The 14,069-nt window shown below is 66.1% G+C and carries 16 protein-coding genes; 11 read left to right on the top strand and 5 right to left on the bottom strand.

Annotation, left to right across the window (positions count from 1 at the left end):
- Both RT551_RS06510 and RT551_RS06505 read left to right on the top strand, forming a co-directional pair.
- Nucleotides 1-492: chemotaxis protein CheB (locus tag RT551_RS06510; protein ID WP_313456670.1), on the top strand; the 492-nt coding region annotated here is incomplete at its 5' end.
- Nucleotides 493-525: 33 nt separating this feature from the next.
- Entirely contained in the window at nt 526-999 is a 474-nt protein-coding gene (locus RT551_RS06505) for a chemotaxis protein CheW (protein WP_313456669.1), read from the top strand.
- A 94-nt stretch (nt 1,000-1,093) separates the two neighbouring features.
- Here RT551_RS06505 and RT551_RS06500 read toward each other — a convergent pair whose 3' ends face one another.
- Nucleotides 1,094-1,828 carry a 16S rRNA (uracil(1498)-N(3))-methyltransferase gene (locus tag RT551_RS06500; protein ID WP_313456667.1) on the bottom strand — a complete coding sequence of 245 codons (735 nt, stop codon included), beginning with the start codon at nt 1,826-1,828 and terminating at the stop codon, nt 1,094-1,096.
- On the bottom strand, nt 1,819-3,210 hold the full coding sequence (gene bioA, locus RT551_RS06495; protein WP_313456666.1) for an adenosylmethionine--8-amino-7-oxononanoate transaminase: 1,392 nt from the start codon (nt 3,208-3,210) through the stop codon (nt 1,819-1,821). Before bioA ends, RT551_RS06500 begins: the two co-directional genes overlap by 10 nt.
- A 62-nt stretch (nt 3,211-3,272) precedes the next feature.
- Between bioA and nudE the strand changes: the two genes are divergently transcribed.
- The 6 genes from nudE (at nt 3,273) to gcvH (ending at nt 7,522) form a co-directional block, all read left to right on the top strand.
- The gene (nudE, locus tag RT551_RS06490; protein ID WP_313456665.1) at nt 3,273-3,821 is read left to right on the top strand and encodes an ADP compounds hydrolase NudE; all 549 of its coding nucleotides are present in this window, start codon (nt 3,273-3,275) and stop codon (nt 3,819-3,821) included.
- Nucleotides 3,818-4,621 carry a 3'(2'),5'-bisphosphate nucleotidase CysQ gene (cysQ, locus tag RT551_RS06485; RefSeq protein WP_313456663.1) on the top strand — a complete coding sequence of 268 codons (804 nt, stop codon included), beginning with the start codon at nt 3,818-3,820 and terminating at the stop codon, nt 4,619-4,621. The genes nudE and cysQ overlap by 4 nt, the downstream gene beginning before the upstream one ends.
- Nucleotides 4,622-4,647: 26 nt before the next feature.
- Nucleotides 4,648-5,460 carry a nucleoside triphosphate pyrophosphohydrolase gene (gene mazG, locus RT551_RS06480; RefSeq protein WP_313456662.1) on the top strand — a complete coding sequence of 271 codons (813 nt, stop codon included), beginning with the start codon at nt 4,648-4,650 and terminating at the stop codon, nt 5,458-5,460.
- Nucleotides 5,457-5,780 carry a YnfA family protein gene (locus RT551_RS06475; protein WP_313456658.1) on the top strand — a complete coding sequence of 108 codons (324 nt, stop codon included), beginning with the start codon at nt 5,457-5,459 and terminating at the stop codon, nt 5,778-5,780. Before mazG ends, RT551_RS06475 begins: the two co-directional genes overlap by 4 nt.
- A 179-nt stretch (nt 5,781-5,959) precedes the next feature.
- Nucleotides 5,960-7,072 carry a glycine cleavage system aminomethyltransferase GcvT gene (gcvT, locus tag RT551_RS06470; protein ID WP_313456654.1) on the top strand — a complete coding sequence of 371 codons (1,113 nt, stop codon included), beginning with the start codon at nt 5,960-5,962 and terminating at the stop codon, nt 7,070-7,072.
- A gap of 54 nt (nt 7,073-7,126) precedes the next feature.
- Nucleotides 7,127-7,522, top strand: coding sequence for a glycine cleavage system protein GcvH (gcvH, locus tag RT551_RS06465; RefSeq protein WP_313456651.1), 396 nt, complete (start codon nt 7,127-7,129; stop codon nt 7,520-7,522).
- Between the two features lie 430 nt (nt 7,523-7,952).
- On the opposite strand, the gene RT551_RS06460 is transcribed toward gcvH, so the two are convergent.
- The gene (locus RT551_RS06460; protein ID WP_313456649.1) at nt 7,953-8,216 is read right to left on the bottom strand and encodes a hypothetical protein; all 264 of its coding nucleotides are present in this window, start codon (nt 8,214-8,216) and stop codon (nt 7,953-7,955) included.
- 160 nt (nt 8,217-8,376) lie between these two features.
- Between RT551_RS06460 and RT551_RS06455 the strand changes: the two genes are divergently transcribed.
- A complete protein-coding gene (locus RT551_RS06455) occupies nt 8,377-8,898 on the top strand; it encodes a hypothetical protein (protein WP_313456648.1) in 522 nt (173 codons plus the stop codon).
- A gap of 208 nt (nt 8,899-9,106) precedes the next feature.
- On the opposite strand, the gene RT551_RS06450 is transcribed toward RT551_RS06455, so the two are convergent.
- Nucleotides 9,107-10,504, bottom strand: a complete 1,398-nt coding sequence (locus tag RT551_RS06450; RefSeq protein WP_313456646.1) for a serine hydrolase domain-containing protein — start codon at nt 10,502-10,504, stop codon at nt 9,107-9,109.
- 141 nt (nt 10,505-10,645) lie between these two features.
- Nucleotides 10,646-12,238: a choline dehydrogenase gene (locus tag RT551_RS06445; RefSeq protein ID WP_313456644.1), complete on the bottom strand. Its 1,593-nt coding sequence runs from the start codon at nt 12,236-12,238 to the stop codon at nt 10,646-10,648.
- Between the two features lie 78 nt (nt 12,239-12,316).
- On the opposite strand from RT551_RS06445, the gene RT551_RS06440 reads away from it, so the two are divergent.
- Nucleotides 12,317-13,654 carry an MFS transporter gene (locus tag RT551_RS06440; RefSeq protein WP_313456642.1) on the top strand — a complete coding sequence of 446 codons (1,338 nt, stop codon included), beginning with the start codon at nt 12,317-12,319 and terminating at the stop codon, nt 13,652-13,654.
- A 28-nt stretch (nt 13,655-13,682) separates the two neighbouring features.
- Entirely contained in the window at nt 13,683-14,039 is a 357-nt protein-coding gene (locus RT551_RS06435) for a DUF1304 domain-containing protein (protein ID WP_313456640.1), read from the top strand.
- Nucleotides 14,040-14,069: the final 30 nt, after the last annotated feature.

Raw genomic sequence — 14,069 nt, 5'->3', positions numbered from 1 at the left:
GGCCCCGACGCGCTGCGCCGCCTGCTGGCATCGCTGCCGGCCGGTCTGGCCGCGCCGGTGCTGGTCTACATGCGCCTGGACGGCGGCCGCTACGGCAACCTGGTCAAGCAGATGGCGCGCGTGTCGGCGCTGCCGGTGCTGCTGGCCGAATCCGACCAGCCGGTGGTGGCCGGCAATGCCTACATCCTGCCCGACGACGTGGGCGTGGGCGTGCAGAACCGCGGCCTGTACTTCACCGCCGATGTCGAAGGCGTGCAGGTCAGCGCGCTGCCGGCAGCGCACAGTGCGGTGGTCATGCTCAGCGGTGCCGATGCGCGCCTGGTGGATGATGCGCTGTCGCTGGCCGTGGCCGGCGGCTGGGTGGCCGGGCAGACCGGTGAGGGCTGCTACGACCCGATCGCGGCCAGCGCCGTGGTCGCTGCCGGCATGGCCGCCGGCGATCCGCCGCAGCTGGCTGCCGCCATTGCCGAACGCTGGGGCGTGAGCGAGTAACGCGCCGCACCGCCCCTTATCAGGAAAGACACCATGAGCTACGCCAGCAACGACGAAATCCGTGGGGTACTGATCGAGACCGGCCAGCAGCATGTGCTGCTGCCGAACGCGACGGTGGCCGAAATGATGTCCAACGTGCAGGTGCATCCGGTGGCCGACGCTCCAGCCTGGTTGCTGGGCCAGCTGGCCTGGCACGGCTGGGACGTGCCGCTGATGTCATTCGCGCGGCTGGCCGGGCTGGGCGAGGAAATGGTCGCCAGCAAGAACAAGGTCGTGGTGCTCAAGGCGCTGGGTGGCAACCCGCGTCGACCGTACTACGCCATGCTCGCGCAGAACTTCCCGCAGCTGATCTCCGTGCCGCGCGACGGTCTGCTGGCTGACGCGTCCGAAGAAACCCTGCCGACCGGCGTGCACATGCGTGTGCTGCTGGGGGAGCGCAGCGCGCTGCTGCCGGACCTGGATGCGGTGGAAGAAGCACTGGACCGGGCGCACCCGGTGGCGGCATAACGCACGTAGCGCGGGAAAACCTGTAGGGACACGCCATGCGTGTCCTCGAGGTGTCCGGGCGGTTCGCAGACACGCATGGCGTGTCTCTACACGATTACCCCAGATCGCCCAGGCGCGCCTGCACCGCCGCAATCGCCGCCAGACCAGCGGTTTCGGTACGCAGGATGCGCGGCCCCAGCTGCAAGCCCTGGAAGCCTGCTTCTGCCAACGCCTGCCGGTCACGCGGCGACCAGCCGCCTTCCGGGCCGATCGCGATCACGACGCCCTCCGGAGCCGCCGCCAGGGTCGACAGCCGATGCTCGCCCAGCGGATCCAGGGTCAGCTTGAGTGCCCCGGCCGGCATGCTGCGCGCCGCCTCCAGCAACGACTGCGGCGCAGCCACCGACGGCACGCGTGCGCGCCCGGACTGGCCGCAGGCCGACACCACCACGCTGTTCCAATGGGCCAACCGCTTCTCGGCGCGTGCCGCATCCAGCTTCACCTCGGTCCGCTCGGCGTTGACCGGCACGATGGCCTGCACGCCCAGCTCGGTTGCCTTCTGCAGGATCAGATCCATTTTTTCACCCCGTGCGATCCCCTGCAGCAGGGTGATCGACAGCGGCGACTCGTTGTCCAGCACCTGCACCGCGTCGATCCGGACCTGTGCATTGCGCTTGCCCAGCTCCACCAGCGTCGCGCTGTAGTCCCGCCCGTCGCCATTGAACAGCACGCACGGTTCACCTTCGCGCAGACGCATCACCCGCACCAGATGATTGGCCACGTCCTCGGGCAGCGACAGCTGCTGGCCGACGGCCAGCGGTAACTCAACGAACGAACGGGTCATGCGCATGCAACAGCTTCCTCGATGGCAGCCAGGGTGGTGTGGGCCAGCAGTTCCAGCTGCTCATCCTCCACGCAGTAAGGAGGCATCCAGTACAGCACATTGCCCAGCGGGCGCAGCACCACGCCACGCCTGAGCGCGGCATTGTAGGCGTGCAGGCCGACCCGCGCAGCGGCCGGGAACGGCGTGCGCTTGTCGCCGTTTCGGGTCAGTTCGAACGCCACCACCATCCCTGCCTGACGCACGTCGGCCACGTGGGGATGGTCGGCGAAGGGGGCGGCCAGTGAACGCATCACGGCAGCGGTACTGCGGTTGCGGGCAACGACATTGTCCTGCGCGAAGATATCCAGCGTGGCCAATGCAGCGGCGCACGCCAGGGGATTGCCGGTGTAGCTGTGCGAATGCAGGAACGCACGCTCGCGGCTGTCGTCGAGGAAAGCGTCATACAGGGCCTGGGTGGCCAGCACTGCGGCCAGCGGCAGGAAACCGCCGGTCAGCCCTTTGGACAGGCACAACAGGTCGGGCATCACCCCGGCCTGCTCACAGGCGAACAGGGTGCCGGTGCGCCCAAAACCCGTGGCGATCTCGTCGGCAATCAGGAACGCGCCATTGGCGTCACACAGTTCGCGCGCCCGCTGCAGATAGACGGGGTCGTACATGCGCATGCCGCCTGCGCACTGCAGGCGCGGCTCCAGAATCACCGCGCAGATCTCGCCGGGATGCTGGTCGAACAGCGTGGCCAGTGCGTCGGCCGCCTGGTGGGCACGCTGCGCCGCGCTCTGTCCCGGCTCGGCCAGGTAGGCATCGGGCGAGGGGGCGAACAAGGCCTCGGTCAGCAGCGGCGCATACACACGCCGGTACAGCGGAATATCGCCCACGGACAGGGCCCCCAGGGTTTCCCCGTGATAGCCGTTCTCCAGCGCCACGAAACGCGTGCGATGCAGCTCGCCACGATTGCGGAAGTAGTGGAAGGCCATCTTCAGGGCGACTTCCACGCCAGCAGAGCCGTTGTCGGCATAGAACACTTTGGCCAGCGGGTCACGGCCGGCCTGGCGCGGAGCCAGCGCCAGCAGCTGCTCGGCCAGGGTGATCGCCGGTTCATGGCTGAACCCGGCCAGCATCACCTGTTCCAGCTGGGTGGCCTGGCGCGCGATCGCCGCCCCTATGCGCGGCTCGGCATGCCCGAACAGATTGGTCCACCAGCTGCTGACCGCATCCAGGTAGCGGCGGCCGTCGTGGTCGATCAGCCAGGGGCCTTCGCCCCGTGCAATCGGCACCAGCGGCAGGGTGTCAGGGTGTTCGCGCATCTGCGTGCAGGGGTGCCACAGCACGTCCAGATCGCGTTGTCGCCACTGGCTGGCCAGCGGGGAGGGGGCCGGGTCTGCTAGCATTTCGAGCTCATGAACGCGTTTTCACCAACCTGCATTCTATCGGCCTCCACGAGCTTGTCCGCATGAGTCGCCCGCTGCCCACCATCCATCAGATCATCGACGAGGAAAGCGGACCGTTCCAGCGCCAGCACCTGGACCTGGAGTTCTCCAACGGCGAACGCCGCCGCTTTGAGCGCCTGGTCAGTCGCGGCCATGGCGCGGTGGTGGTGGTGCCCATGCTGGATGCGGAAACGGTGCTGCTGGTCCGTGAATACGCGGCCGGCGTGCACCGTTACGAGCTCGGTCTGGTGAAAGGTCGGATCGACGCGGGCGAGACGCCGCTGCAGGCGGCCAACCGCGAGCTGAAAGAAGAGGCCGGCTATGGCGCGCACCGGCTGGACGTGCTGCGCCCGATGACCCTGGCTCCCACCTACATGAGCCACCAATCGTGGCTGGTGGTGGCGCGCGACCTCTACCCGGAACGCTTGCCCGGTGACGAGCCGGAAGAGCTGGAAGTGGTGCCGTGGAAGCTGGCGGAACTTGACCGCCTGATGCTGCGTGACGACTTCTCCGAAGGGCGTTCGCTGGCGGCCCTGTTCATTGCCCGTGAGTGGCTGGGGCAGGGGGCATGATCAAGCTCACCACCGATCTGCGCGAGACCGTCATTGCCATCGCGCAGGATGCCGCCGCCGCGATCATGGGGGTGTACGCCACCGCATTTGAGATCGAGCTGAAATCCGACCGCAGCCCGGTTACCGCGGCCGACCGCGCCGCCAATGACGTGATCGAGCGTGGGCTGGCCCAGCTCACCCCAGACCTGCCGATTCTGTCCGAAGAATCCGCGCTGGTGCCCTGGGAGGTGCGGCAGCACTGGGGGGCTTACTGGCTGGTGGATCCGCTCGATGGCACCCGTGAGTTCGTCAAGCGCAACGACGAGTTCAGCGTCAACATCGCGCTCATCTACCAGGGTGCCCCGGCCTTCGGCGTCGTGCTGGCCCCGGTCACCGGTGTGGTCTGGCACGCCATGCGCGGCGAGTTGGCCTATCGGCGCGAGGGCATGCACGACTCGGTGCTGCGCGCACGCGCGCCGGCGCTGCCACCGCTGCGGGTGGCGGCCAGCCGTTCGCACCGAAGCCCGGAAACCGAATCCCTGCTGGCCCGGATGGGCGACATCGAAGTGATCGCCCAGGGCTCATCGCTGAAGTTCTGTCGCCTGGCCGAGGGCACGCTGGATGTCTATCCGCGACTGGGTCCCACCGCCGAATGGGACACCGCCGCCGGCCAGTGCGTGCTGCATGCGGCGGGCGGCGCGGTGCTGTCGGCGACCACCGGCAAGCCGTTCCGCTATAACCGGCGTGAGACCCTGTTGAATGGTGATTTCATCGCGTTGGGCGACACCCGGCTGCCCTGGCGCAGCTGGATGCCCGACTGATTCCCCTCACACACGCTGGAGCTGCAATGTCCGCCACCGCCGAACTGGAACGCCTGCTGGGCATCATGGCGCGTCTGCGCGATCCGCAGCAGGGGTGCCCGTGGGACCTGGAGCAGAACTTCGCCACCATTGCGCCGTACACCATCGAGGAAGCCTACGAGGTAGCCGATGCCATTGATCGTGGCGATCTGGATGACCTGTGTGACGAACTGGGCGACCTGCTGCTGCAGGTGGTGTTCCATGCGCAGATGGCCAGTGAACAGGGGGCCTTCGGCTTCGCCGAGGTGGCCCGCGCGATCAGCGACAAGATGCAGCGTCGCCATCCGCACGTGTTCGCGCAGGTGGACGTGGCAGGGTCCGAAGACGTGATGGTCAACTGGGAGGCGATCAAGCGCGCCGAACGTGCGGCCAAGGGCGATGCCGATACGTCCGCGCTGGCGAGCATCTCGCGTGGGCTTCCGGAGTGGCAGCGCGCGGTGAAGCTGCAGTCTCGCGCTGCGCGGGTGGGCTTTGACTGGCCCGGTCCCGGGCCGGTGATGGACAAGGTGCGTGAGGAGCTGGACGAAGTGGCTGCGGAGTTCGCGCGCGGACCGGTAGCCGACAACGCCGCTCGCCTGCAGGAAGAGCTGGGTGACCTGCTGTTCGTCTGCGCCAATCTGGCGCGGCACGCGCAGGTCGACGTGGGTGCTGCGCTGCGTCAAGCCAACCTGAAGTTCGAACGTCGCTTCCGCGCCATGGAGGCGCAGGCTGCCCGTGATGGGCAGGCCATGACGGACCTCGACCTCGATGCGCAGGAACGCCTCTGGCAGCAGGTGAAAGCCAGCGAGACGGTGTCTTGAAGACGCTGTTGCTGTTCATCCTGACGGCGGTGGCGGAAATCGTCGGTTGCTATCTGCCTTGGTTATGGCTGCGCAAGGGCGGCAGCGTCTGGCTGCTGCTGCCCGCTGCGGTCAGCTTGGCGCTGTTTGCCTGGCTGCTGACCCTGCACCCGGCTGCCAGTGGCCGCGTCTACGCCGCCTATGGCGGGGTCTACATCGGCACCGCGCTGGCCTGGCTGTGGGTGGTGGACGGCATCCGCCCCGGTCGCTGGGACCTGCTGGGCGTTGCGCTGTGCCTGGCCGGCATGGCGGTGATCATGTTCGCCCCGCGTACCGCTTGATGCGGAAACCTCGCATTGCGTCATCTGGAGGAAAGCCCCCTTTTTGTTAAAGGGGGCGCGCCGAAGGCGCGGGGATAAGGTGGAATGCGTGGCCGGAACGACTGATGCAGCGCGGCACGCGTTGCATCAGTCGTTCTGGGATAATGGGGATCTTGCTTCTCATCCCCCGGATTGTGGTCATGACCCAGAAGACGCTGCTCAACGAAACCCACCGTGCGCTCGGTGCCAAGATGGTCGATTTTGGTGGTTGGGACATGCCCATCCATTACGGCTCGCAGCTGGACGAGCACAATCTGGTGCGTGCCGACGCCGGCATGTTCGACGTCAGCCACATGACCGTGGTCGATCTGCAGGGTGAACAGGTGCGCCCATTCCTGCGCCGGCTGCTGGCCAATTCGGTGGACAAGCTCAAGGTGCCGGGAAAGGCACTGTACTCGTGCATGCTCAACCCGCAGGGCGGGGTGATCGACGACCTGATCGTTTACTTCCTGGCCGAGGACTTCTTCCGCATGGTGGTCAATGCCTCGACCCGCGAAAAGGACCTGGCCTGGATCCGCGAGCAGGCGGCTGCCTTCAATGTGCAGGTGACCGAACGCGAAGACCTCGCCATCGTCGCCGTGCAGGGGCCGAATGCGCGCGCCAAGGTCATCGGCCTGGTCGCCGAACGTGATCGCGCGACGCTGGAAAAGCTGGGGCGGTTTGCTGCCGTCGAAGTTGCTGGTGCCCAGGGCGAGCCGTTGTTCGTCGCGCGCACCGGCTACACCGGCGAAGACGGCTTTGAAATTCTGGTGCCGCAGAGCCACGTGATCGCGTTCTGGAACGCGCTTGCCGCGGCCGGCGTGCGCCCGGCCGGCCTGGGCGCACGCGATACGCTGCGCCTGGAAGCCGGCATGAATCTGTATGGCCAGGACATGGACGAAGCGATCTCGCCGTTCGAAGCGGCGCTGGCCTGGACCGTCGCACTGGACGAAGGCCGTGACTTCATCGGCCGTGAGGTACTGGAAGCACAGAAGGCCAGTGGTACCGCGCGCCAGATGATCGGCCTGGTGATGGACGAGAAGGGCGTGCTGCGTCACGGCCAGTCAGTGCTGACCGCCGGCGGCAACGGCGAGATCCTGTCCGGCACCTTCTCCCCGACCCTGGGCAAGGGCATCGCGTTTGCACGTGTACCGGCCGGTGAGCTCGGCCAGGTGCATGTCGACATCCGCGGCCGCCAGGTACCGGTGCGCGTGGTCAAGTTCCCGTTCGTGCGTGAAGGCCAGGCCCAGCCCGGCGTTCTGGCTGAAGGTTGAGTTGGTTACACTACCCCCGTTTTTCTGAACCCCCAATTTCCTCGGAGCAGTTCCATGAGCGAGATCCCCGGCGACCTCAAGTTCCTCAAGTCCCACGAGTGGGCCCGTGTCGAAGGCGACGGCCGCGTCACCATCGGTATTTCCGACCATGCCCAGGGCCTGCTCGGCGACCTGGTCTACGTTGAGCTGCCCGACGTGGGTGCTGAAGCCAAGGCCGGCGAGCAGATCGCCGTGGTCGAGTCGGTCAAGGCGGCTTCGGACGTCTACAGCCCGGTCAGTGGCACCGTGGTCGAGGTCAACTCGGCCCTTACCGACAAGCCGGAAACCATCAACGAAGATGCCTACGGCGACGGCTGGATGTTCGTGGTCGAGCTGTCCAACAAGGAAGAGATCAACGACCTGCTGGGTCCGGACGACTATGCCGAGGTGCTGGAGAACGACGACCACTGAGGTCGCGTTCGCGCCGAACCGGACGGCCGCCTTGTGCGGCCGTTTTTTTTTCCAGCGTCGGTGGTGCATCTGTTATCCGTACGTGATGGATGGGGTGATGCGGACACGACTTCGCTCATGCCGGGGGCGCCGAACCCGGTGCGTTCGACGGCATGAGTCGGGTCGATCAACCGCCTTCGGGGTGCGTGATCGATGCCGTCGCGCGTCCGATTGGCGGTCAAAAGTTTGCGCATTTTTGCCAATCCGGAAGAAAAAAGCGTGGGTCGATGTGAAAAGTTTTTTCGACCGTTTCGGTCCGGTGTTGCTTCAGTGCCGGAGCCGTCGGCGGCTGTCGCCGTTGCGACGTCGATGTTCGACAGCCGCGTGGGTGTCGTTTGCGAAAGTGCTTCTTTTAAGTGTTTTTCTTTCAGTGCATCTCTTCGATGCGCCCTCAATGCGGCGGCGTCAGGGTGCCGCGGAAGGCGTCGGCGGGTGTTCTGGAGGTCGCTTCCGGAAGCGCGTGGAAGGGTGTCGGCGTGAAAATTTTTCGCGGGGGTTGTTGACAGTCAAAAAAAGCGTGATTAGGTTTCGCCCAGCAGACCTTGCCTGCCAAGAGAGTGAGCAGAATCGACATCCAGTCGCGAAGCACAACCAGGACATCCGCCTCGAGTCCGATGACGGTGGAGTCGGCTTCGCTTCCCTCGGTGAAAAGCAAGGGCACCCTTCATTCGATACCTGCCGGGTGGTTGATGGCAGGCATCACCGTATCCGTCACGACGCGCACGACGCGACGGCGGTCCCCGCCAGGCAACAGCTAGCGGGTTTGTTTCAACTGGGCGTTTCAACTCCATAGATCACTGACGAGGAGCCATCCCATGGCAACCAAGAAAGCTGCGAAGAAAAAGCCGGCCGCTAAAAAGGCCGTCAAGAAGGTCGCAAAGAAGGCTGCGGCCAAGAAGACCGTGAAGAAGGCAGCCAAGAAGGCAACCGCCAAGAAGGCTGTGAAGAAGGTCGCCAAGAAGGCCGCTGCCCGCAAGGCAGTGAAGAAGACGGCGAAGAAGGCCGTCAAGAAGGTCGCAAAGAAGGCGACCGCCAAGAAGGCTGCCAAGAAGACCGCGAAGAAGGCCGTCCGTAAGGTCGCCAAGAGGGCCGGTGCAAAGAAGGCCGTCAAGAAGGTAGCCAAGAAGGCCACCGCCAAGAAGGCTGCCAAGAAGACTGCCAAGAAGGCCGTCCGCAAGGTCGCCAAGAAGGCCGGTGCCAAGAAGGCTGTCCGCAAGGTCGCCAAGAAGGCCACCGCCAAGAAGGCTGTGAAGAAGGTCGCCAAGCGCAAGCCGGCGGTCCGCAAGAAGAAGGCTGCACCGGTCGCTCTGCCGGCAACTCCGGCACCGCTGATCTGATCCATTCCCGATAGCCGTACCTGAAACCCCCTTCCCCGGATGCCCAGCGGGGAGGGGGTTTTTTTTGCGCCGCAGGCGCAAAGAAAAACCCCCTGACGCACCAACGAATGTTGGTGCGGACGGTAGGTGCCGACTGTTAGTCGGCACTCCTTAGCGAAGAAGGCGGCCAAAGGCCGCCTTCTTCAACACCATCCGAAGCCGAGATAAGTTACCGCGGCGACGCCACCGCCCGATCCGCCGAAGCCCCCTTGCGCTTGCCCGGCGCCGGCGCGCTGTCTTCCACCATCAGGTTGTCGCTGCCGAAGTCAGTATCCACGTCCAGCCAGCGCTGGCTCGGAAGGCCCATCGCCTGGTCCAGCACGGTCGGCAGCAGGCCACTGGGCAGGCTGCTCTCACCGTTCCACATGATGGCGATGCCCAGGTCGCGCTCAGGCACCAGCGCCACCAGGCCACGGTAGCCCTGCACCGCGCCGGCATGGAAGATCACTTCATGCCCGGCATAGTCGAAGTTGCGCCAGCCCAGCGCGTAGCCTGCCGAGTGCAGGCGCTGGCGGCGCCAGCCAGAGCGCATCTCGCCCGGCGTGTTGATCAGCGTGGAGTGCAGTGTCGCCAGCAGCGGAGCCGGCAGCACGTCCGGACGATGCCCGGTGTGGGCCAGCAGCCACTGCGCCATGTCGCTGGCGCTGGCGTTGACGCCGGCTGCAGGAGCCAGGCGGTAGTAGGTCGGCTTCGGGTTCAACGACACCCAGCCATTGCGGCTGCGCACGTGCGGGCGTGCCCAGCGCGAGCTCGCCTGGATGCCGGCCAGCCCCATGCTGGCGTCATTCATGCCCAGCGGCTTGAACAGGCGGCGTTCCACCGACTGCTCGTAGAAGCTGCCCGAGGCGGCGTACACCACGTCGCCGATCAGGCTGAAGGCCACGTTCTGGTACGCATAGCAATCGCCAGGCAGGCACTTGAGCGAGGTCGAGGCCAGCTTGTGGGTCAGGGTGTAGTACTCGGCGTTGGCTTCGATGTCGCGGTCGTAGGCGTTATAGGGCAGGCCGACGCGGTGGCTGAGCAGGTCGGCCACGGTGAGGCGCTCGGTGGCTTCCGGCGAACTCAACTGGAAGCCCGGCACATAGTCGGTGACCTTGCTGTCCCAGCGCAGCGTGCCGTCATTGACCAGCAGGCCGGCCATGGTGCCGGCGAACGCCTTGGACAGCGACGCCAGGCGGAACACCGTATGCGCATCGACGATCTGCGGGTTGTTGACGTCGGTGACACCATAGCCACGCGCGCTCAGCACACGGCCGCCCTGGACAATGGCGACGGCCATGCCCGGCACGCGCTCGCCATAGGTGAGCTGTTGAGCCATCGATTCGATCGCGGCCACGTTGAAGCTGTCTGCCGGGGCCTGCACCTTCGGGGTCAGCGAGGTGGTGCGGTAGGCGGCGGGCTGGGTATGCGGCACATGCGCGACAGCGCTGTTCTCGATGTTGACCGGGAACGTGGCCGGCATCGCCGCCGGCGTCTGCGCGGTGGAGGACAGGGCAATGGGCATCAGCATGCCCAGCAAACCGGTGGCCGCCGAACGGATCGGTCGGCGCCTGCTGTTGTGTTTCATCGTATGGGGCCCGTGCGCGACTGCTGTGACCGATTCTAGCGCTGCTTTTCGTGATTGCACAAACGAAGCGAAGATGAATGCGTATCACATTGAAAAATGGTGATTTTTGTACGCTTTTGACGCGCAGCGTCACGTCCCTGTTCAGGTCGCTCCCGCGTCCCCGCGGATCCAGTGCGCCGCCCGCTCAGCGATCATCAGCGTTGGCGCGTTGGTGTTGCCACTGATCAGGGTCGGCATGATCGACGCATCCACCACACGCAGGCGCTGCAGCCCGTGCACCCGCAGCCGGGGATCGACCACGGTGTGCGGATGCAGGCCCATCGCGCAGGTACCGACCGGGTGATAGATGGTCTCGGCCTTGGCGCGGATGAAGGTATCCAGCGCGGCGTCATCTGGATTGCGAACCCCCGGAAAGATCGGTGCGCCACGCCAGGGGTCGAACGCGGCCTGGTCCAGGATCTGCGCTGACATCCGTGCGCAGGCCCGCATCATGGCCAGGTCGTGGCCTTCGGCATCGCCCAGATAGTTGGCCTCGATCCGGGGTGGCGACAGCGGATCGGCATCGCGCAGCGAAATCCGGCCACGGCTGCGCGGGTGCAGCGCGCAGGCATGCAGGGTGTAGCCATCACCGGGCAGCCGGTGGCGTCCATGGTCGTCCAGCATTGCCGGCACGAAATGGAACTGCACATCGGCGCGCGCATCGCTGGCCAGGGGCGAACGGGCGAAGCCGCCGGCCTCGGCGATGTTGCTGGTGCCGGCACCGCGGTGGCCGCGCAGGAAGTAGTCAAAGGCGATCCTGGCCTGGTTGGCGCGGTCGTAGCTGACCCCGGGGCGGGTATGCACCAGGGTGCAGATGTCGAGATGGTCCTGCAGGTTGCCGCCGACACCGGGTAGATCGACGCGCGCGCGAATACCGTGCGTACGTAAAGCGGCTGCGGGCCCCACGCCCGAGAGCAGCAGCAGGTGCGGCGAGTGGACCGCCCCGGCGCTGAGAACGACCTCCGCGCTCGACCGCGCATGTACGTGCTGGCCTCGATGCTGGTAGTACACGCCGGTGGCAGTGCTGCCCTGGAAGCTGACCGCACGCACCTGCGCACCGGTCAGCACGGTGAGGTTGGAACGCGACCGCGCCGGGTGCAGCCATGCGGTCGCGCTGGAGCAGCGCGCACCGTCGCGCTGGGTGACCTGGTACAGCCCGGCACCGAACTGCGTGGGGCCGTTGAAGTCATCATTGCGTGCAAGCCCGGCCTGTTCGGCCGCGTCCACGAACGCCGCAGACAGCGGGTTGTGGTGGCGCAGGTCCGAGACCGACAGAGGGCCATCCACACCGTGCAGCGCGCTGGCTCCGCGGCTGTTGTGCTCGCTGTGCAGGAACCAGGGCAGTACCTGGTCCCAGCCCCAGTCGGTGGCGCCGCCGGCGGCCCAGCCGTCATAGTCGGCCGCTACGCCGCGCACGTAGCACATGGCATTGATGGCGCTGGATCCGCCGAGCACCTTGCCGCGCGGCCACCACAGGCGGCGTCCGTCCAGCGCGGGCTCGGGTTCGGTGTACAGGTTCCAGTTGATGCGCCGGTTGGTGACCAGTCGCGCCAGGCCGGCCGGCATGTGGATGAAGGGATTGCGGTCGGCGGGACCGGCTTCGAGCAACAGCACACGGCAGTGTGGGTCTTCGCTGAGCCGGTTGGCCAGTACGCAACCGGCCGAACCGGCACCGACAATGATGTAGTCGTACATGTCCGTTCCCCAACGGTGAGCCACCAGCATAGGGCAGAGGCTGGCGGTGTTGCAGTGCATCGTTTACCTTGCGCTGCAATGAGCACTCCGCAATCCCAGGGGGGCAGACGCCCCAGCCTGCGTCAGGCCTTGCGCCAGTCGCCACCGCTGCTGTGGGCGGGCCTCTACTTCTTCTGCCTGCTCAGCGGCTACTACGTGCTGCGCCCGGTGCGCGAAGCCATGGCCGCCTCGGCGGATCTGCAGACGCTGTTCCCGCCGGCGCTGATCGCCTGGTTCGCGAGCCACGGGATCGCGCTGCAGGACTTCGTGCTGCAGTTCCTGTTCACCTGCGTGTTCTTCATCATGCTGGTGCTTCAGCCGCTGTACGGGGCACTGGTGAGCCGCTATCCACGCCGGGTGTTCCTGCCAGTGGTGTACGGCTTCTTCATCGTCACCCTGCTGGGCTTCTACGGACTGTTCAACAGCAACGTGCCGGGTCGCGGCATGGCGTTTTTCTTCTGGTTGATGGTGTTCAACCTGTTCGCGGTGGCGGTGTTCTGGAGCTTCATGGCGGACGTGTTCTCCAATGTGCAGGCGCGCGCGTACTACGGCTACATCGGCGCGTCAGGCACGATCGGGGCGTTCCTCGGGCCGATCCTGACCGCATCGCTGGTGCAGCGGGTCGGTATTGCCAACCTGATGCTGGTGTCGGCTGGGTTCCTGTGCGTGTGCCTGGTGTGCATCTGGCGACTGCGCTTGTGGGCCGTTGCGCGCGAACAGCGGGCCCAGCTGGTGTCCGGCGAGACCCCGATGGGCGGCAGCGTGCTGGAGGGCCTGAAGCTGATCGCGCGCGAACCGCTGCTGCGCTGGCTGGCGGCGATGGTGGTGTTCGGGGTGGGCGTGGGCTCGTTGCTGTACAACGAGCAGGCATCGATCGTGCGCCGCCTGTACACCGACCCGGCGGCGAGCACGGCGTTCTTCTCGCGGGTGGATCTGGCAGTCAACGCGCTCACCCTGGTGCTGCAGTTGGGCCTGACCCGGTGGCTTCTGTCGCGCTTCGGCATTGCGCCAGCGCTGCTGATTCCGGGCTTTGCGATCATCGCCGGCTTCTCGGTGCTGGCCGCCTCGCCGCTGCCGGTGATGGTGGCGATCGTGCAGGTGATGACGCGCGCCAGCGAGTTCGCGCTGGGCAAGCCGGCGCGCGAGACGATCTACACCCGGGTTGACCGCCAGTGGCGCTACAAGGCCGGCGCGGCCATTGATACGGTTGTGTACCGGGGCGCGGACCTGGGCTTCACCTGGCTGCACAAGGGGCTGTCGCTGTTTGGTTCGTCGGTGGTGTTCATCGGCGGCGTCGCCGCTGCGGCGATCATGACGGTGTCGTCGTTTGGCGTCCTGCGTGAAGAAAAGAAGCTGCCGGTGGAGCGGTCGGAGTAAGCTGTCAGCCTTCCTTCGAGGCTAGCCCATGTATTGGACCGCGCTGATCCTGACCCTGCTGGTCGCCCTGCTGCATGTGTACTTCCTGGTGCTGGAGATGTTCCTCTGGACCAGACCGCTGGGCCTGAAGACCTTCCGCAACACACCGGAGAAGGCCGAGACGACCCGGGTACTGGCAGCGAATCAGGGGCTGTACAACGGGTTCCTGGCAGCCGGCCTGTTCTGGGGTCTGTTCGACCACCTGCCGATGCTGGTCAACTTCATGCTCGGCTGCGTGATCGTGGCCGGCCTGTACGGCGCGTACAGCGTCAACAAGCGCATCTTCTTCATCCAGTCCGTCCCCGCCATCCTCGCCGCCATCGCCTGGTGGTTCGTCCCGGCGTGATCGCGGTCGCGCGGCTCCGCCGGGCTGCGA

Source organism: Stenotrophomonas sp. (assembly GCF_032103445.1).
Taxonomy (GTDB): domain Bacteria; phylum Pseudomonadota; class Gammaproteobacteria; order Xanthomonadales; family Xanthomonadaceae; genus Stenotrophomonas.
Note: the sequence above shows the minus strand (reverse complement) of the source record. Positions and strands in the feature narration are given on the sequence as shown.

Coding starts and splice junctions, on each gene's coding strand:
- nudE (WP_313456665.1), top strand. CDS start 3,273: ATGAGTCGCCCGCTGCCCACCATCCATCAGATCATCGACGAGGAAAGC.
- RT551_RS06445 (WP_313456644.1), bottom strand. CDS start 12,238: ATGTACGACTACATCATTGTCGGTGCCGGTTCGGCCGGTTGCGTACTG.
- RT551_RS06435 (WP_313456640.1), top strand. CDS start 13,683: ATGTATTGGACCGCGCTGATCCTGACCCTGCTGGTCGCCCTGCTGCAT.
- RT551_RS06455 (WP_313456648.1), top strand. CDS start 8,377: ATGGCAACCAAGAAAGCTGCGAAGAAAAAGCCGGCCGCTAAAAAGGCC.
- RT551_RS06450 (WP_313456646.1), bottom strand. CDS start 10,504: ATGAAACACAACAGCAGGCGCCGACCGATCCGTTCGGCGGCCACCGGT.
- RT551_RS06500 (WP_313456667.1), bottom strand. CDS start 1,828: ATGCGCATGACCCGTTCGTTCGTTGAGTTACCGCTGGCCGTCGGCCAG.
- RT551_RS06505 (WP_313456669.1), top strand. CDS start 526: ATGAGCTACGCCAGCAACGACGAAATCCGTGGGGTACTGATCGAGACC.
- RT551_RS06440 (WP_313456642.1), top strand. CDS start 12,317: ATGAGCACTCCGCAATCCCAGGGGGGCAGACGCCCCAGCCTGCGTCAG.
- gcvH (WP_313456651.1), top strand. CDS start 7,127: ATGAGCGAGATCCCCGGCGACCTCAAGTTCCTCAAGTCCCACGAGTGG.
- mazG (WP_313456662.1), top strand. CDS start 4,648: ATGTCCGCCACCGCCGAACTGGAACGCCTGCTGGGCATCATGGCGCGT.
- gcvT (WP_313456654.1), top strand. CDS start 5,960: ATGACCCAGAAGACGCTGCTCAACGAAACCCACCGTGCGCTCGGTGCC.
- bioA (WP_313456666.1), bottom strand. CDS start 3,210: ATGCTAGCAGACCCGGCCCCCTCCCCGCTGGCCAGCCAGTGGCGACAA.
- cysQ (WP_313456663.1), top strand. CDS start 3,818: ATGATCAAGCTCACCACCGATCTGCGCGAGACCGTCATTGCCATCGCG.